Annotated in this window: 17 protein-coding genes; 7 read left to right on the forward strand and 10 right to left on the reverse strand. The window is 71.7% G+C overall.

Annotated features, from left to right (window positions below; genetic code table 11):
* From cbiQ to GTY47_RS10320, 5 genes are all read left to right on the forward strand, one after another.
* On the forward strand, positions 1-762 hold the full coding sequence (gene cbiQ / locus GTY47_RS10300; protein ID WP_010035288.1) for a cobalt ECF transporter T component CbiQ: 762 nt from the start codon (positions 1-3) through the stop codon (positions 760-762).
* Complete coding sequence (locus tag GTY47_RS10305) at positions 750-1,526, forward strand: ABC transporter ATP-binding protein (protein ID WP_040902630.1); 777 nt, start codon at positions 750-752, stop codon at positions 1,524-1,526. The genes cbiQ and GTY47_RS10305 overlap by 13 nt, the downstream gene beginning before the upstream one ends.
* A 10-nt stretch (positions 1,527-1,536) precedes the next feature.
* Positions 1,537-1,974 carry a MarR family transcriptional regulator gene (locus GTY47_RS10310; RefSeq protein ID WP_029180851.1) on the forward strand — a complete coding sequence of 146 codons (438 nt, stop codon included), beginning with the start codon at positions 1,537-1,539 and terminating at the stop codon, positions 1,972-1,974.
* A gap of 106 nt (positions 1,975-2,080) precedes the next feature.
* Positions 2,081-2,527, forward strand: a complete 447-nt coding sequence (locus GTY47_RS10315; RefSeq protein ID WP_010035295.1) for an organic hydroperoxide resistance protein — start codon at positions 2,081-2,083, stop codon at positions 2,525-2,527.
* 43 nt (positions 2,528-2,570) lie between these two features.
* Complete coding sequence (locus GTY47_RS10320; RefSeq protein ID WP_010035297.1) at positions 2,571-3,740, forward strand: serine hydrolase domain-containing protein; 1,170 nt, start codon at positions 2,571-2,573, stop codon at positions 3,738-3,740.
* Here GTY47_RS10320 and GTY47_RS10325 read toward each other — a convergent pair whose 3' ends face one another.
* The 4 genes from GTY47_RS10325 to GTY47_RS10340 form a co-directional block, all read right to left on the reverse strand.
* On the reverse strand, positions 3,741-4,016 hold the full coding sequence (locus GTY47_RS10325) for a DUF1876 domain-containing protein (RefSeq protein ID WP_010035305.1): 276 nt from the start codon (positions 4,014-4,016) through the stop codon (positions 3,741-3,743). It lies immediately after the preceding gene.
* A 71-nt stretch (positions 4,017-4,087) separates the two neighbouring features.
* Positions 4,088-4,933 carry an EamA family transporter gene (locus GTY47_RS10330; protein ID WP_010035307.1) on the reverse strand — a complete coding sequence of 282 codons (846 nt, stop codon included), beginning with the start codon at positions 4,931-4,933 and terminating at the stop codon, positions 4,088-4,090.
* On the reverse strand, positions 4,930-5,445 hold the full coding sequence (locus GTY47_RS10335; protein ID WP_010035313.1) for a YbaK/EbsC family protein: 516 nt from the start codon (positions 5,443-5,445) through the stop codon (positions 4,930-4,932). Before GTY47_RS10335 ends, GTY47_RS10330 begins: the two co-directional genes overlap by 4 nt.
* 43 nt (positions 5,446-5,488) lie before the next feature.
* Positions 5,489-5,674 (reverse strand): hypothetical protein, encoded by a 186-nt coding sequence (locus tag GTY47_RS10340; protein ID WP_010035316.1) that lies wholly within the window; start codon positions 5,672-5,674, stop codon positions 5,489-5,491.
* Positions 5,675-5,765: 91 nt separating this feature from the next.
* Here GTY47_RS10340 and GTY47_RS10345 point away from each other — a divergent pair, with 91 nt between their 5' ends.
* A complete protein-coding gene (locus GTY47_RS10345; RefSeq protein WP_010035318.1) occupies positions 5,766-6,908 on the forward strand; it encodes a glutathione-independent formaldehyde dehydrogenase in 1,143 nt (380 codons plus the stop codon).
* A 64-nt stretch (positions 6,909-6,972) separates the two neighbouring features.
* Here GTY47_RS10345 and GTY47_RS10350 read toward each other — a convergent pair whose 3' ends face one another.
* A complete protein-coding gene (locus tag GTY47_RS10350; protein ID WP_010035320.1) occupies positions 6,973-9,189 on the reverse strand; it encodes an MMPL family transporter in 2,217 nt (738 codons plus the stop codon).
* Between the two features lie 104 nt (positions 9,190-9,293).
* Positions 9,294-9,893 (reverse strand): TetR/AcrR family transcriptional regulator, encoded by a 600-nt coding sequence (locus GTY47_RS10355; protein ID WP_010035323.1) that lies wholly within the window; start codon positions 9,891-9,893, stop codon positions 9,294-9,296.
* Positions 9,894-10,046: 153 nt separating this feature from the next.
* Between GTY47_RS10355 and GTY47_RS10360 the strand changes: the two genes are divergently transcribed.
* A complete protein-coding gene (locus GTY47_RS10360; protein WP_010035326.1) occupies positions 10,047-13,277 on the forward strand; it encodes a S41 family peptidase in 3,231 nt (1,076 codons plus the stop codon).
* 64 nt (positions 13,278-13,341) lie between these two features.
* On the opposite strand, the gene GTY47_RS10365 is transcribed toward GTY47_RS10360, so the two are convergent.
* The 4 genes from GTY47_RS10365 to GTY47_RS10380 form a co-directional block, all read right to left on the reverse strand.
* Complete coding sequence (locus GTY47_RS10365) at positions 13,342-13,542, reverse strand: hypothetical protein (RefSeq protein ID WP_010035329.1); 201 nt, start codon at positions 13,540-13,542, stop codon at positions 13,342-13,344.
* Between the two features lie 76 nt (positions 13,543-13,618).
* The gene (locus tag GTY47_RS10370) at positions 13,619-14,503 is read right to left on the reverse strand and encodes an SDR family oxidoreductase (RefSeq protein WP_010035333.1); all 885 of its coding nucleotides are present in this window, start codon (positions 14,501-14,503) and stop codon (positions 13,619-13,621) included.
* Positions 14,500-15,423: an alpha/beta hydrolase gene (locus GTY47_RS10375; RefSeq protein WP_010035337.1), complete on the reverse strand. Its 924-nt coding sequence runs from the start codon at positions 15,421-15,423 to the stop codon at positions 14,500-14,502. The genes GTY47_RS10370 and GTY47_RS10375 overlap by 4 nt, the downstream gene beginning before the upstream one ends.
* Positions 15,420-16,955 carry an NAD(P)/FAD-dependent oxidoreductase gene (locus GTY47_RS10380; protein ID WP_010035340.1) on the reverse strand — a complete coding sequence of 512 codons (1,536 nt, stop codon included), beginning with the start codon at positions 16,953-16,955 and terminating at the stop codon, positions 15,420-15,422. The genes GTY47_RS10375 and GTY47_RS10380 overlap by 4 nt, the downstream gene beginning before the upstream one ends.
* Positions 16,956-16,991: the final 36 nt, after the last annotated feature.

The raw sequence follows: 16,991 nt of genomic DNA on the forward strand, positions 1-16,991 counted from the left end.
ATGGGAGCCGGGCACGCGCACAAGCTGTACCGGCACGGGCACTCGCCCGTGCACGGTCTGCCGCCGCACACCAAGCTCGCCGCCGTGTTCGCCTTCGTGGTGGTCGTGGTGTCGACGCCGCGGGAGGCGATGTGGGCCTTCGGGCTGTACGCCGTGCTGCTCGGGGTCGTGGCGTACGTTGCGCGGGTGCCCGCCGGGTTCCTGCTGCGGCGGCTGCTGATCGAGGTGCCGTTCGTGGCGTTCGCCGTGCTGATGCCGTTCGTGGCGGAGGGCGAGCGGGTCGACGTCCTCGGCCTGTCCCTGAGCGTGGGCGGCCTGTGGGGCGCCTGGAACGTGCTCGCCAAGGGCACGCTCGGCGTCGCCGCCTCCGTCCTGCTCGCCGCCACCACCGAGCTGCGCGAACTCCTCCTCGGTCTGCAGCGCCTCAAGCTCCCGCCGCTCCTCGTGCAGATCGCGTCCTTCATGATCCGCTACGGCGACGTCATCACGGACGAGATGCGGCGCATGCGGATCGCCCGGGAGTCACGCGGCTTCGAGGCGAAGGGCGTCCGGCACTGGGGCGTCCTGGCCAAGTCCGCGGGCGCCCTGTTCATCCGCTCCTACGAGCGCGGCGAGCGCGTGCACCTGGCCATGGTCAGCCGCGGGTACGCCGGCTCCATGCCGGTCATCGACGAGGTGACCGCGTCCCGGGCGCAGTGGACGTACGCCCTCGCCCTGCCCTGTGCCGCCCTCGTCGTCTGTCTGCTGGGATGGGCCCTGTGACTGATGTGACCCCTTCCCTGGACGTGGCCGGTCTGGCCTTCGCCTACCCCGACGGGCACCAGGCCCTCTTCGGCGTCGACTTCTCCATCGCGCGCGGCGAGCGGGTCGCGCTGCTCGGCCCGAACGGCGCCGGCAAGACGACCCTGGTGCTCCACCTCAACGGCATCCTGACCGGCGGCACCGGCACGGTGAGGGTGGCCGGACTGCGCGTCGGCAGGCAGCACATGGCGGAGATCCGGCGCCGGGTCGGCATCGTCTTCCAGGACCCGGACGACCAGCTCTTCATGCCGACCGTCCGGGAGGACGTGGCGTTCGGGCCGGCGGCGGCCGGGCTCAAGGGGCCGGAGCTGGAGCAGCGCGTGGACCGGGCGCTGGAGCGGGTCGGCATGGCCGAGTTCAAGGACCGCCCGCCGCACCACCTCTCCTTCGGCCAGCGCCGCCGGGTGGCCGTCGCGACCGTCCTCGCCATGGAGCCGGAGATCCTCGTCCTCGACGAGCCCTCCTCCAACCTCGACCCCGCCTCCCGCCGCGAACTGGCCGACATCCTCCGCTCCCTCGACGTGACCGTGCTGATGGTCACGCACGACCTGCCGTACGCCCTGGAGCTGTGCCCGCGCTCCCTGATCCTCAGCGAGGGCGTGATCGCGGCGGACGGCCCGACCGGCGAACTCCTCTCCGACGAGGAACTGATGCGCGCCCACCGGCTGGAGCTGCCGTTCGGTTTCGATCCGCGTGCCGTGCCGGCCGCTCCGGCACGTCCGTGACAATGGGCGCGTGACGAACGAGGAGACCGAGAGCCCGCTGCTGCTGGACCGGCAGCTGTGCTTCGCGCTGTACGCCGCCCAGCGCGCGGTGACGGCGGCGTACCGCCCGCTCCTCGAGGAACTCGGCCTCACCTACCCGCAGTACCTCGTCCTGCTGGTCCTCTGGGAGCGCGGGGAGACCACGGTCAAGGAGCTGGCGGCCGCGTTGCGGCTCGACTACGGCACGGTGTCGCCGCTGCTGAAGCGGCTGGAGTCGGCGGGACTCGTACGGCGTGCACGGTCGGCGCGGGACGAGAGGTCGGTGCTGGTGGCGGTGACCGGGCGCGGCGAGGAACTCCGGGAGCGGGCGGCGAGCGTGCCGGGCGCGCTGCTGGCGGCGACGGGGTTCGACGGCACGGAGGTCGCACGGCTCCGCGAGGAGCTGTGGCGGCTGGCGGAAAGCCTTTAGGGACGGTTACCCCCGGTTGCCCACCCCCTGGTGGCGGCAGACCGGTTACTGGTCAGTACCTTGTGCACGATGTGTTTGTGCGCACTGTTTCCCGGGGGAGGACAGCATGACTGACGGCCCCGCCGTCGACACCCGCCCGACGAAGATCATGTACGTGGCCGAGGCCACCGCCCACGGCGGCCGCGAGGGCTATGTGACCAGCCAGGACGGGCAACTCGACCTCAAGGTCGCGATGCCCCCGCAGCTCGGCGGCGACGGCAACGGCACCAACCCGGAACAGCTCTTCGCGGCCGGCTACAGCTCCTGCTTCCACAACGCGCTGATCCTGGTCGGCAACCGCGAGGGCTACGGCCTGACCGGCTCCACGGTCGCCGCGAAGGTCGGCATCGGCCCCAACAAGCAGCGCGGCTACGGCCTCGCGGTCGCCCTGAGCGTCTCGCTCCCCGTCCTCGACCCGGACCTCGCGACCAAGCTGGTGGACGCGGCCCACGAGGTCTGCCCGTACTCGAACGCGACCCGCGGGAACATCGACGTGACCATCCTGCTTGGCTGAAGGAGAGCAAGGAGAGCACCGCAGCGATACGAGGAGTACGGACGTGGACGTGCACGGCACAGTGGCCGAGGGCTTCGAACCGGTCAGGGACGCGTTCGCACGGAACTTCGCCACGCTCGGGGAGCGGGGCGCGGCGGTCGCCGTCCACCGGAACGGGCAGCGGGTCGTCGACCTGTGGGCCGGCACGAAGGACGTCGACGGCACGGACCCGTGGGAGCGCGGCACGGCTCAGGTCGTGCGCTCGGCGACGAAGGGCGTCGCCGCCGCCGTACTCCTGCTGCTGCACCAGCGCGGGCAGCTGGACCTGGACGCGCCGGTGGGCCACTACTGGCCGGAGTTCAAGGCGCGGGGCAAGGAGCGGGTGCTGGTCCGGCACGTCCTGAGCCACCGGGCCGGACTCCCCGTGCTCGACCGGCCCCTCACCCCCGAGCAGGCCCTCGACCCGCTGCGGGGCCCGGAGGCGGTAGCCGCCCAGGCCCCCGCCTGGGAACCCGGCACCGCCCACGGCTACCACGCGCTCACCTACGGCTGGCTCCTCGACGAACTGGTGCGACGCGTGACCGGGCAGGGCACCGGCGCATGGCTCGCCGCACAGATCACCGGCCCGCTGGGCCTGGACCTCTGGCTGGGCCTGCCGGACGCGGAGGCCTCCCGGGTCGGACGCGTGGGCCGCGTCGAGGGACCCGAGCCGACCGGCGGCCTGCGCACCCGCCCGAAGCGCTCGGTCACCGAGGCCTACGAGGACCCGGCCTCCCTGACCCGCCGGGCCTTCGCGGCGATCACCCCGTTCCCGGACCAGAACGACCCGGCCTACCGCGCGGCGGCCCTCCCCGCGACCAACGCCATCGCGACGGCGGACGGACTGGCCGGCTTCTACGCCTCGCTGATCGGCGACAGCGCCGGTGGCTCACGCCTGTTCACGCCGGAGACGGTCGCACTGGCCCGGGCCGAGGAGTCGGCGGGCCCCGACCGCGTCCTGGTGGTCGGCACCCGCTTCGGCCTCGGCTACATGCTGCACGGCAGCGCCTCCCCCTTCCTCGCACCGGGCTCCTTCGGCCACCCGGGCCGCGGCGGCGCCCTCGGCTTCGCCGACCCGGAGACCGGGATCGCGTTCGGCTACGTCACCAACGGCTTCCGCAAGACGGTGACGGCGGATCCTAGGGCTCAGGGGCTGGTGCGGGCGGTGCGGGGAGCGCTGGGGCTCCAGGGGTGACTAGACGTGAATCGGGTGGGAGGTCCGCCCGGACGCCTGGTCGATCTCCTCGTGCGCCTTGGTCAGCAGTTGCATGGCGAGCTCGTTCAGCGCCCGGGCGCCGGCGATCTCCTCCCCGACTCTGGGCTGATTGACGTCGGTCCGGTGCCGGCTCGCGTGCCCACGCGCCCGTACCTCGGTGCCGTCGGGCAGCCGGACCAGCGCCACCGCCTGGGTGTGCTGGTCGTCCTCCCGGAACTCCATCTCGACGTGCCATCCGACTCTGGTGTGCATCATGTCGATCACCTCCGGAACGCCTAGTTCCAGGGTCCTCCTCACGAGGGGGATGCGCACCCGCCTGACCCGGACTATCCGGTGTGCAGCATCAGCCCGATCCCGACGACGAGCAGCCCGGCCGCCACGATTCTCGGCGCGCCGAACCGCTCCTTGAAGAACACGGCCCCGATCGCCGCGCCCACGATGATCGACGACTCGCGCAGGGCGGCGATGGGCGCGAGTTCGGCCCTGGTCTGGGCCCACAGGACGAGGGCGTAGGCGGTGACGGATCCGGCGGCCCCGAGGAGCCCGAGCGCGGCGAAGGGCCGCAGCACGGCGGCGGTCTCCCTCCTCCAGCGGCTCACGGCATAGGCGGGGACCACCACCCCCTGCACCGCCATCAGCCAGGCGATGTACCCGAGGGGGGACGCGGAGGCGCGCACGCCGAGTCCGTCGACGACGGTGTACGCCGCGATCGTCAGCCCGGTCGCCAGGGCCGCCCCGATCGCCGCCCAGTCGGGCCGACGCCCCCGCAGTCCCCACACGGCGACGCCGGTCAGCCCCGCGCACGACAGGGCGACACCGGCGGCGGCCCACCCGTCGGGCACCTCGTGCGCGAAGACGGCGGCCAGCACGGTCACGACGAGGGGCGCGGTGCCGCGCGCGATGGGATAGGCCTGCCCGAAGTCGCCCAGCCGGAAGGACTTCATGAGCAGCGTGTAGTAGGCGATGTGTATGGCGGCGGAGCCGAGCAGGTAGGGCCATGCCCGGGCCGCCGGGAAGGCCACGAAGGGCGCCAGGGCCAGCCCGATGACCACCCCACCGCCCGAGATCAGCGCGAACCCGGCCAGCTTGTCGGTGATCTTGTGGGCGATGGCGTTCCAGCCGGCGTGCGTGACGGCGGCGAGCAGGACGGCGGCGGTGACCAGGGGCGTCACGCGGCGTGCTCGCGCACGTCCACGAGGGTGCCGCCGGCGTGGGCGACGAGGTCGCGGGGCGCCATGGGGAACACGGTGTACGGCGTCCCGGCAGCGGCCCAGACGACGTCGTGCTCCAGCAGGGACCGGTCGGCGAGCACGCGCGTCCTCGTCCTGTGCCCGAAGGGCGGCACGCCGCCGATGGCGTACCCGGTGGTCTCCCGCACGGCGTCGGCCCTGGCCCGGGTGACCTTGTCCGCCCCGAGCTCCTTCCGCACGAGCTCGACGTCGACCCGCGACGCCCCGTCCATGAGCACCAGCACCGGCACACCGTCCGCGGCAAAGATCAGCGACTTGCAGATCTGGCTCAGCTCACACCCGATCGCGGCGGCGGCCTCGGCGGCGGTACGGGTGGCTTCCGGGAACCGGCGGATGCGCGGAGCGACCTGCTCCAGGCCGAGCTCCCGCAGGGCTTCGATGAACCGGGGGTGCGCTCCGGAGTGCTCGGCGTCAGTGGCGGCTGTCGTCGTCATGCGGGCACGCTAGCGGTACGTGTACGAGGCACGCGAGGTGGTTTCAGCCGGTGGCGTCCTCCGGCCGGACATCCGCGAACTCCCACCACGCGAGCGGCAGCCAGTCTCCGTCGACGAAACCGTCGACAGACCCTCCGGTGCCCTGGATGGTCACGCGGGTCCCCTCCGGATAGACGACGCCGGACAAGCCGGGGACCGCCACGAGCAGTGTGCCGATACGTCCTGACAAAGCCATAGTTCCTTCCCTCTGTAGATGCAAATCGTCTCATCATGCACCAGCCTGGTATATGACCCACGGCACAAAACGGAGGTGCGTGACGATGAGGGCTGTCGTGTACAAAGGCCCCTTCGAGGTAGCGATAGAACAAGTGGAGGACCCACGGATCCAGCACCCGAACGACGTGATCGTCCGCGTCACCTCGACCGCCATCTGCGGCTCGGACCTGCACATGTACGAGGGCCGTACCGCCGCGGAACCGGGGATCGTGTTCGGTCACGAGAACCTCGGGGTCGTCGAGGAGGCAGGAGAGGGGGTCACCTCGCTCAGCCGCGGCGACCGGGTGGTCATGCCCTTCAACGTGGCATGCGGATTCTGCAAGAACTGTACGGCCGGTTTCACGGGCTTCTGCCTGACCGTGAACCCGGGATTCGCCGGCGGCGCCTACGGCTATGTCGCGATGGGGCCCTATGTGGGAGGCCAGGCGGAGTACGTGCGCGTGCCGTACGCCGACTTCAACTGCCTCAAGCTCCCCGAGGGCACCGAGAAGGAGACCGACTTCGTCCTTCTCGCCGACATCTTCCCGACCGGCTACCACGGCAACGAACTGGCCGACGTGCGTCCCGGTGACACCGTCGCGGTCTACGGCGGCGGTCCGGTCGGGCTCATGGCCGCCTACTCGGCGATGCTGCGCGGCGCGAGCAAGGTGTTCGTGGTCGACCGGGTGGCGGAGCGGCTGCAGAAGGCGCGGGAGATCGGTGCCGTGCCGATCGACTTCACCCAGGGCAACCCGGCGGAGCAGATCAAGGAGCAGACCGAAGGCGGCCGGGGCACGGACAAGGGGATCGACGCGGTCGGCTACCAGGCCCAGGCGCAGAACGAGGACCGCGAGGAGCCGGCGACCGTACTGAACTCGCTCGTCGAGACGGTCCGGCCGACGGGCGCGCTCGGCGTGCCCGGCCTGTACGTCCCCCGCGACCCCGGCGGACCGGACGAGCAGGCGAAGCAGGGCATGCTGATGGTCTCCGTCGGACGCCTCTTCGAGAAGGGGCTCCGCATGGGCACCGGTCAGTGCAACGTCAAGCGGTACAACCGCCACCTGCGTGACCTGATCATCGAGGACCGTGCGAAGCCGAGCTTCGTCGTCTCGCACGAGCTTCCTCTCGACCAGGCGCCCACGGCGTACGAGAAGTTCGACAAGCGGGTCGAGGGTTACACCAAGGTCGTCCTCCACCCGCACGCCTGAGACAGGAGCCGGTGAGGGCTCCCCGTCCCACGGGGCCCTCACCGGCCGGCCTGTCAGGGTGCGCTCAGGCGCGTACCAGCTCCCTGTCCTGATCGCCGCGGTCGGTGTGCGAGCGCAGGCCCTCGCCCTCGACGTCCACGTTGGGCAGTGCCCGGTCCAGCCACTTCGGCAGCCACCAGGCCTTGCGGCCGAGGAGGGCCAGGACGGCCGGGACGATGGCCATGCGGACGACGAACGCGTCGAAGAACACGGCGATGGCGAGGCCGAAGCCGATCATCTTGACCATCGACTCGGACGAACCGATGAAGCCGGCGAAGACCGCCATCATGATGACCGCCGCGGCCGTCACCACCCGGGCGCCGTGCCGGAAGCCCGTCACGACGGCCTGGCCGGCCTTCTCGCCGTGGACGTAGGCCTCCCGCATCCGGGTCACCAGGAAGACCTCGTAGTCCATCGCCAGGCCGAAGACCACGCCCACCATGAAGATCGGCATCATCGACATGACCGGGCCGGTCTGCTCGACGCCCATCAGGTCCGCCAGCCAGCCCCACTGGAAGACCGCGACCACCGCGCCGAGGGCCGCCATCACCGACAGGAGGAAGCCGAGGGCCGCCTTCAGGGGGACGAGGATCGAGCGGAACACCACGATCAGCAGGAGGAAGGCCAGGCCGACCACCAGGACCAGATAGGGGATCAGGGCGTCGTTGAGCTTCTCACTGACGTCGATGTTCATCGCCGTCTGGCCCGTGACCAGCACGTTCGCGTCGGAGTCGGCCTTGATCCCGGCGCCCTTGTCCCGGATGGAGTGGACCAGGTCCTCCGTCGCGACCGAGGAGGGCTTGGAGTCCGGGATGACCGTGATCGTCGCCGTGTCGCCGGCCTTGTTGGGCGCCGGCGGCGTGACGGTGACGACGTCCTCGAGGCCCTTGATCTCGTCGCCGACCCGCGTGAAGGCCGCCTTCGGGTCGTCGCTGTCCTTCGCGTCGACCACGACCATCAGGGGGCCGTTGAAGCCCGGCCCGAAGCCCTCGGAGAGGAGGTCGTAGGCGCGGCGCTGCGTGGTGGACGTGGGCTGGGAACCGTCGTCCGGCAGGCCCAGTTCCAGGCTCGCCGCCGGGACGGCCGCCGCGCCGAGGCCGATCACGCCGAGCAGCAGCACCGCGACCGGGCGGCGGACGACGAAGCTCGCCCAGCGCGTGCCCAGGTTCGGCTTGGCCGGCTTGTCCTGCCCGTCCCGCGCCTTGGCCCGGCCGAGCAGCTTGCCCTTCTCCCCCGCCGGCTTCACCCTCGGGCCCGCGTACCCGAGCAGCGCCGGGATCATGGTCAGGGCGATCAGCACCGCGATGGCCACCGTGCCCGCCGCCGCGACGCCCATCTTCGTCAGCATCGGGATGTTGACGACGGACAGGCCCACCAGGGCGATCACGACCGTGAGGCCCGCGAAGACCACCGCGGAGCCGGCCGTGCCGACGGCCCGGCCGGCCGCCTCCTCGCGGTCGCGGCCCTCGGCGAGTTCGGCCCGGTAGCGGGAGACGATGAACAGCGCGTAGTCGATGCCGACCGCGAGGCCGATCATCATGGCGAGGGTGGAGGTCGTCGAGCCGAGGTCCAGCGCACTGGCCAGCGCCGTGATCGTGGAGACGCCGATGCCCACGCCGACGAGTGCCGTCAGCAGCGGCAGACCGGCCGCGACCAGCGAGCCGAAGGTGATGACGAGGACGACCGCGGCGACCGCGATGCCGATGATCTCGGTGGTGCCGGTGTGCGGGACCGTCTGGAGCGCGTCACCGCCGATCTCGACCGTCAGCCCGTCCTTGCGCGCGTCCTGCGCGGAGTCCTCCAGTGCGTCGCGCGAGGAGTCCTCCAGCTCCATGCCGGAGACCTTGTACGACACCTGCGCGTACGCGACCGTGCCGTCCTTGCTGACGGCCTTCGCCTGGTAGGGGTCGGTGACGCGGACGACCTCGGAGCCGTCGGAGAGTTCCTTGACTGTCTCCCGGACGGTCGCCTTGTTGCCGGGGTCGGTCATCTTCTCGCCGCTCGGCGCCTTGAAGACGACACGTGCGGTGGCTCCGTCGGCGCTGGTGCCGGGGAAGCGCTGTTCCAGCAGGTCGAAGGCCTTCTGCGCCTCGGTGCCGGGGATGGAGAACGAGCTGTTGCCCGCGGTGGGGGCACTGGCCGCGCCGACACCGGCGAGGGTCAGCAGGGCCACCCAGATCAGGGCGACGAAGTGCCGCCGCCGGAACGACATCCGGCCGATTTTGTAGAGGAATGTGGCCACGAGGGCGTACTCCCGGTCAGGTCGTGGGGTTGTTTCTGGGCAGGGCTGATCAGCCCGACGACGTGAGCGGTGACGTCAGGTGGAGGACTGGCTCTGGGGAATCGTCAGTCGACGGGAATGCCGAGGGCGGGGAGGACCACGGCATCGATGTACGAGGTGAGGAACGCCTGCGTGGGCGGCTGTTCGTCGATCAGCGTGCGGGTGGCGAAGGCGCCGACGAGCATGTGCACGATGTAGTCCAGCGCCGGGCGTCCGGCCTGGACCTCGCCGCGGTCGACGGCCCGTTGCACCACCCGGTGGAACTCCTCCATCTCGGGCTCTATGAGCAGTTCCCGGAAGGCGTGGAGGAGGTCCGGGTTGCCGTGCACCGCCATGAACAGGCCCCGCATCAGCGCGGCGTTCTGCTGCATGGTGCAGTCGTCCTCACGGGCGGTGAGGGCGTGCAGGTCGCCCCGCAGGGATCCCGTGTCGACGTCGGCGATGTTGCCCGGCTTGTTGTGCCGGATCGCCTTCGCCACCAGCTCCGGCTTGCCGCCCCACTGGCGGTAGAGCGTCGCCTTGCTGGACCGCGTGCGGGCGGCCACGGCGTCCATGGTGAGGGCGTCGTAGCCGACCTCGCGGAGCAGGTCGAGCACGGCCGCGTACAGCTCGGCCTCCCGCTCGGGGGTGATCCGACTGCGACGCGCGGTGGCGACCTCAGCCATCTCGCTCACCTTCCTGCTCCGAACGACACGGTTTCGTACTCACGAATGTAGCGCACCCCCTATGAAAACGAAACCGTTTCGTACGTGTGCTGGGTCACGGTATCCGGTTTGCCTGAACTTGCTGCACTCCGTCCCCCGGCAAAGCATGAAGAGGTGACCTATCTGCGTCTGCCGCACCTCCATGACGACCTGCTGTGCTTCGTGGCCGAGGACGACCTCTGGCTCGCACCGGCCGACGGCCCCGGACGCGCCTGGCGGCTCACCGTCGACCGCACCAAGGTGGGCCACCCCCGCTTCTCACCCGACGGCCGGCACCTCGCGTACACGAGCTGGCGCAGCCTGGTGCCCGAGGTCCATCTCGCGCCGGTGGACGGCGGCCCGGCCCGGCAGGTGAGCCACTGGGGCAGCGCCGACACCCGGGTCTGCGGCTGGACCCCGGACGGCGAGATCCTGGCCGTGGCCTCGCACGGCGAGCCCTTCTCGTACTTCACCTGGGCCTACAAGATCGCCCCCGAGGGCGACCCGGGGCGCAAGCTGCCCTGGGGGCCGGTCGCCGACATCCAGGTCGCCGATCTGGACGGGGAACGGAAGTCGCTCCTCCTCACCGGCACCCCGCCGCACGAACCGGCCGCCTGGAAGCGCTACCGGGGCGGGGCCACGGGCCGGCTGTGGCTGCACGGCGAACGGCTGCTCGAAGGCCTCGGCGGCCATCTGCACTCCCCCATGTTCGTCGGTGGCAGGATCGCCTTCCTCTCCGACCACGAGGGCGTCGGCAACCTCTACTCGTGCGCCTACGACGGCTCCGACCTGCGCCGGCACACCGACCACGACGCCTTCTACGCCCGGCACGCCTCCAGTGACGGCACCCGGGTGGTGTACCAGTGCGCGGGCGACCTGTGGCTGGTCGACGACCTGTCACCCCACTCCGAGCCGCGCCGGCTGGACGTACGGCTGAGCGGGCCGCGCGCGGGGCGGCGCCCGTACCAGGTGGCCGCGGCCCAGCACGTCGACGGGATCTCGGTCGACGAGACCGGGCGGGCCAGCGCGGTCGTCGTACGCGGGAGCCTGTACTGGCTCACCCACCGGGACGGGCCGGCCCGCACCCTCACCGACACCCCTGGCGTCCGGGTGCGGATGCCGGAGATGCTCGGCGGGAGCGGGCGAGTGGCCTATGTGACGGACGCGGAGGGCGAGGACGCGATCGAGATCGCCTTCCTGCCCCGGGCGAGCGGCGACCGCGGGCCGAGGCGGCTGGCCTCGGGCGCGCTGGGCCGGGTACGGGAACTCGTGTCCGATCCGGAGGGCGAGCGGCTGGCGGTCGCCTCGCACGACGGACGGCTGCTGCTCGTGGACGTGGCCGAGGAGTCCGACGGCGAGGTCACCGAGCTGATCCGGTCGATCAACGGGCCCGTGCGGGACCTCGCGTTCTCCCCGGACGGGGCGTGGCTGACCTGGTCACATCCGGGCATCGGCCGGACGCTGCGGCAGATCAAACTCGCGCGGATCAAGGACCGGTTCGTCGTCGACGTCACCAACGGCCGTTTCGAGGACGAGAACCCGGTCTTCACGCGCGACGGCCGCTACCTCGCCTTCCTCTCCTGGCGCGGCTTCGACCCCGTCTACGACGTGCACACCGGCGACCTGTCCTTCCCGCTGGGCTGCCGTCCGTATCTCGTCCCGCTGTCCTCGGCGACGCCCTCCCCGTTCGCGGTGAACCCGGAGGGCCGTCCGGCCGCCGGGGGCCTGGACCCGGTGGAGGACGACGGGAACGGGGACAACGGGGCCGTGACCGTCGAGGTCGAGGGGCTGGAGAGCCGGGTCACGCCGTTCCCGGTGGCCGCCTCCAAGTACTCGGCGCTGCACCCCGTGGCGGGCGGCGGGCTGGTGTGGCTGCGCTGGCCGATCTCGGGTGCGCTGGGCGAGACGTTCGCCAACCCGGACGACACCAGCGGTCGGCCGACCCTGGAGCACTTCGCCATCACCAAGGCCAAGAAGTCCGAACTCGCCGTGCACCTGGACTTCTTCGCGGTCAGCGGCGACGGCACGCGGCTGGTCGTCGTCGACGAGGGCGAACTGCGCGCGGTGCCGGCGACCGAGCCCGGCGACCTGGACACGACGGTGTGGATCGACGCCCGGCGCATCCTGCACGCGGTCGACCCGGCGGCGGAGTGGCGGCAGGCCTACGAGGAGGCCGGGCGGCTGATCCGGGCGTACTTCTGGGAGCCGGGCATGTGCGGCATCGACTGGGACGGGGTGCTGGACCAGTACCGTCCCCTGGTCGAACGCGTCGCCTCCCCGGACGAGTTCGCCGACCTGCTGCGCGAGGTGCTGGGCGAGCTGGGCACCTCCCACGCCTACGTCACCGCCGCCCGGCGCAACGAGGGCCCGCCGCACTACCAGCGCCGGCAGGGCCTGCTCGGCGCCAACTTCGTCCGCCGGGACGGCGGCTGGATGGTCAAGCGGATCCTGCCCGGCGACTCCTCCGACTCCAAGGCCCGCTCCCCGCTGGCCGGCACGGGCATCCGCGAGGGCGCGGTCCTGACCCATGTCGACGGCCGCCCGGTGGATCCGGACGCGGGCCCGTATCCACTGCTGGCGGGCGCCGGCGGTACGACGGTGGAGCTGACCTTCTCCCCGGCACAGGGCGAGGGCCCGCCCCGGCGGGTCGCCGTCGTCCCGCTCGTCGACGAGCGGCCGCTGCGCTACCAGGACTGGGTGGCCAAACGCCGGGCGGTGGTACGGGAGCTGAGCGGCGGGCGGTGCGGCTATCTGCACATCCCGGACATGGGCGGTTCGGGCTGGGCGCAGTTCAACCGCGATCTGCGCATGGAGGTGTCCCGGCCCGCGCTGATCGTGGACGTGCGCGGCAACGCCGGCGGTCACATCAGCGAGTTGGTCATCGAGACGCTGAGCCGCACGGTCCTGGGCTGGGACCTGACCCGCGACGCCCAGCCCGTGTCGTACACCTCGAACGCGCCGCGGGGCCCGGTGGTGGCCCTGGCGGACGAGGCGACGTCCTCCGACGGCGACATGATCACCGCCGCGTTCAAGCTGCTGAAGCTGGGCCCGGTGGTGGGGCAGCGCACCTGGGGCGGTGTGGTCGGCATGACCGGCCGGCACGAACTGGGGGACGGCACGGTCATCACGGTGCCGATGAACGCGGCCTGGTTCGACGCCTACGGCTGGTCGGTGGAGAACAAGGGCGTCGCCCCGGACATCGACGTCCTGCGCACCCCGCTGGACTGGGCGGAGGGCCGCCACGCCCAGCTGACCGACGCGGTGGAGCTGGCGCTCGGCCTGCTGGAGACCGATCCGCCGGCGACGCCGCCGACCTACAGCGACGTACCGGACCGCTCCCGTCCGAAGCTGCCGCCCAGGCCGTGAGAGAGCCCAGGACGTGAGGAAGGGGCGCCCCGCGCGAGGCGCCCCTTCCCTTCAGCACGCGACGTCAGGCGTCGTAGTCCTGGTCGAAGCGTTCCTCCTGCTCGCGCTCCCGCTCACGCTCGCGCTGCGAGGGCTGCGAGGGGTCCATGTCCTCGTCACGCCGGCGACCGCGGCCCTGCGCCTGCTCGCGAGCCTGGTCCGCCTTCTGGCGGGCCTGGTTCTGCCACTGCTCGGACTTCTCCTGGAACTGGTCCTTCATACCCATGTGGGTTCACTCCCGTTGGGGGTGAGGGGATCTGGCTCGACCAGATTCACACGTGCCGTGACGCTGCGCATGTCGATCACTTACGGAGCGTAGCCCTCTGTTGTTCATCGGCTGCTCCGCCCGCCCCGACGAGGCCCGTGCGCATGCCGGTCAGCCGGTCCGCGAACCGCCGCATCTCGCGCTGGCCCACCGTCCCGATGACCCCGGGCAGATATCCGCGCACGCCCTGCATCCCGCGCAGCCACCACTGCCCGTAGACATGACCGGCACGCCGCTCGATCCCGGCCACGAGCCGGTCCACCGCCGGGCCCAGCGGATACGTCTTGTTGGACGGCCAGGGCAGCCGCTGCCTCAACTCCCGCATGACGTCGTCCTGGTCGGCCCCGCGCACCATGTCGGTGTCGGTCCACGACAGATACCCGACGCCGACCTTCACGCCCCGGTGCCCGACCTCGGCGCGCAGGCTGTGCGCGTACGCCTCCACGCCGGACTTGGACGCACAGTACGCGGTCATCATCGGCGCCGGGGTGATCGCCGCGAGGGACGCGATCTGGAGCAGATAGCCCCGGCTCTCCAGCAGCAGCGGCAGGAAGGCGCGGGCGGTCACCGCCGAGCCGACCAGGTTGACCTCGATCACCCGCCGCCAGGACTCCGGGTCGGAGTCGACGAACGGACCACCCGTGGCCACACCGGCGTTGGCGACGACGATGTCGACCCGGCCGAAGCGCTCCCTGACCTCCTGCGCGACCCGGGCCATCACCTCGTGGTCGGTGACGTCGGCGTGCCAGTGGTCGCTGTCGCTGTGCAGCCGCCCGGAGACCTCCTTGAGCGCGTCCGGTTCGAGCCCGACCAGCGCCACCCTCACCCCGCGTGCGGAGAGCTTGCGGGCCAGCAGCTCCCCGACGCCGCGCGCCGCCCCGGTCACCACGGCGACCTTGCCCTCAAGGCTCACCCTGCTCATGCGCTCTCCTCGGATACGGCCTGGATGTGTGCGTGGACGAGTTCACGTATCTTCCCGGTGACCTGCTCGGGCGCCTCGATCGGCGTCATGTGGCCGATGCCGGGCAGCTCGGTGAGCCCGGTGCAGTGCGGCAGCGCGGTGGCCAGGGCCCGGGCGTGCACCGGCGGCGTGAGCCGGTCCGCCGTACCGACCACCACGGCCGTGGGCACGTGAAGCTCCCGTACGCCGTGGTCCAGGTCGAGCAGGTCCAGCACGTGCGACCAGGCGTAGCGGACCTCGCGGGGGCAGGCGTGCACGATGCGGGCGCACGCCTCGACCATGTGCGGGGCCGAACCCGGGCCCATGGTCCCGTACTTGAGGATCCGGCGGGCCAGGGGCGTGACCGGGCCGAGCGGTGCCCGGGAGCCGAGGATCCGCCGGGTCAGCCAGGTCCGCAGCCGCCCGGGCCGCATGGCTACGACGGTGGAGGCCGCGACCAGCTGCGAACTGCCCGTGCTGCACAGCAGGACGGCGGCGGCGTGCTCGCGGAAGGCGGCTCTCCCGGAGGCCGCCATGACGGTCATGCCGCCCATGGAGTGCCCGGCGATCACGGCCTGTTCGCCGGGCGCGAGGGTGGCTGCGAGTACGGCTTCCAGGTCGTCGGCGAGGGCGTCGGTGCTGCACGCGGGGCTCGCGGGGCTGCGTCCGTGGCCGCGCTGGTCGTAGGCGATGACCCGGTGGTCGGCGGCGAGGTCGCGGATCTGGGCCGCCCAGAAGGCGGTGGAGCAGGTCCAGCCGTGGGCGAGGACGACGGCGGGGGCTCCGTCGGGCCCGTGCGTCTCGACGTGCAGCCGGGCGCCGTCGGCGGAAACGGCGGTCAGTTCGCGCGCGGGAGCGGGCGGGGCGTAGGGGCCGGGGTCGACGTGAAGGAGACGGCTCACGCGTCCACCCCGGCCTTCTTCTCGGCCTTGTTCGCCGTCTGCTCGGCGGCCGGTGCCCGCAGGACGTCGTACTCCGCGAGGTCCACCCGCCGCGTCGCCCGCCGGAACTCGGCTGTCGTACCGGGCCAGATGGTGGTGTTGCGGCCGCTCGCGTCGAGGTACCAGCTGGTGCAGCCGCCGGTGTTCCACACGGTCCGCTTCATGCGTTCCTGCACCCGGTGGTTCCAGGCGCGTACGGCGCTCGGCCGGGCGTCGAGGGCGACCCGGCCCCCGAGGACGTCGACTTGGCGGACGAAGTCGGCCAGGTAGTTCAGCTGCGACTCGATCATGAGGATCATCGAGGAGTTCCCGAGGCCGGTGTTGGGCCCGATGATCGTCATCCAGTTGGGGAAGCCGGCGGCCGAGGCGCCGCGCAGGGCCTCCATGCCGCCCTTCCAGCTCTCGGCGAGGGTCCGTCCGTCGGCGCCCACGACCCGCTCGGCGATGGGCATGTCGGTGACGTGGAACCCGGTGCCGAAGACGATCGCGTCCGCCTCGGCCTCGCTGCCGTCGGCGGCGACGAGGGTCGATCCGCGGACCTCGGCGAGCCCGCTCGCGACCACGTCGACATTGGGCTGTGCGAGCGCCGGGTAGTAGTCGCTGGACAGCAGGATCCGCTTGCAGCCGATGCGGTAGTCCGGGGTGAGCTTCGCCCGCAGGGCCGGGTCCTTGATGGCGCGGGCCATGTTGCGCCGGGCCAGCTGCTCGACGAAGCCGAGTTCGTTCGGACGCTTGGTGAACGCCTGGACCTGCAACTCCCGGATGCCCCACAGCAGTCCGCGGCGCAGCTGCGAGGTGAAGGGCAGCTGCCGGTGGAGCCATCGCTCGGCGTCGCTGATGGCCCGGTCGACGCGGGGCATCACCCACGGCGGGGTGCGCTGGAAGAGCGTGAGCCGCGACACGTCGGGCTGGACGGCCGGCACGATCTGGATGGCCGAGGCCCCGGTCCCCACCATCGCGACGCGCTTGCCGCGCAGGTCGTAGTCGTGGTCCCAGCGGGCCGAGTGGAAGACCTTGCCCGGGAAGGAGTCCAGCCCGGGGATGTCCGGCACCTTCGGGTCGGACAGCGGCCCGGTGGCGGAGACGACGATGTCCGCCGACAGGCTCCCGCTGCTGGTCTCGATGTCCCAGCACAGCCGCTCGGCGTTCCACGTCATCCGCTTCACCTCCGAGTCGAAGCGGATGTGCGGCCGCAGCCGGAAGGTGTCCGTCACGTGCTCCAGGTAGGCGCGGATGTGCTCCTGTCCCGAGAAGGTGCGCGGCCAGTCGGGGTTGGGCGCGAAGGAGAACGAGTACAGATGCGACGGAACGTCACAAGCGCACCCCGGGTAGCTGTTGTCCCGCCAGGTCCCGCCGACGCTGCTCGCCCGCTCCAGGACGACGAAGTCGGTGACGCCCTCGCGGCGCAGCCGCACGGCGGCCCCCAGCCCGCCGAACCCGGACCCGACCACCGCGACCCGCACATGCTCGCGTTCGTGTTCGCGTTCGCCCATGCCGACACCTCCACACACCACGAGAACCACGCCAGT

This window comes from Streptomyces sp. SID5464 (genome assembly GCF_009862985.1).
GTDB classification, from domain to species: domain Bacteria; phylum Actinomycetota; class Actinomycetes; order Streptomycetales; family Streptomycetaceae; genus Streptomyces; species Streptomyces chartreusis_D.

What these genes read in the sequence shown, in the direction of transcription:
- cbiQ (WP_010035288.1), top strand. Translation starts at nt 1, where the DNA reads ATGGGAGCCGGGCACGCGCACAAGCTGTACCGGCACGGGCACTCGCCC.
- GTY47_RS10305 (WP_040902630.1), top strand. Translation starts at nt 750, where the DNA reads ATGGGCCCTGTGACTGATGTGACCCCTTCCCTGGACGTGGCCGGTCTG.
- GTY47_RS10315 (WP_010035295.1), top strand. Translation starts at nt 2,081, where the DNA reads ATGACTGACGGCCCCGCCGTCGACACCCGCCCGACGAAGATCATGTAC.
- GTY47_RS10325 (WP_010035305.1), bottom strand. Translation starts at nt 4,016, where the DNA reads ATGATGCACACCAGAGTCGGATGGCACGTCGAGATGGAGTTCCGGGAG.
- GTY47_RS10335 (WP_010035313.1), bottom strand. Translation starts at nt 5,445, where the DNA reads ATGACGACGACAGCCGCCACTGACGCCGAGCACTCCGGAGCGCACCCC.
- GTY47_RS10345 (WP_010035318.1), top strand. Translation starts at nt 5,766, where the DNA reads ATGAGGGCTGTCGTGTACAAAGGCCCCTTCGAGGTAGCGATAGAACAA.
- GTY47_RS10355 (WP_010035323.1), bottom strand. Translation starts at nt 9,893, where the DNA reads ATGGCTGAGGTCGCCACCGCGCGTCGCAGTCGGATCACCCCCGAGCGG.
- GTY47_RS10365 (WP_010035329.1), bottom strand. Translation starts at nt 13,542, where the DNA reads ATGGGTATGAAGGACCAGTTCCAGGAGAAGTCCGAGCAGTGGCAGAAC.
- GTY47_RS10370 (WP_010035333.1), bottom strand. Translation starts at nt 14,503, where the DNA reads ATGAGCAGGGTGAGCCTTGAGGGCAAGGTCGCCGTGGTGACCGGGGCG.
- GTY47_RS10380 (WP_010035340.1), bottom strand. Translation starts at nt 16,955, where the DNA reads ATGGGCGAACGCGAACACGAACGCGAGCATGTGCGGGTCGCGGTGGTC.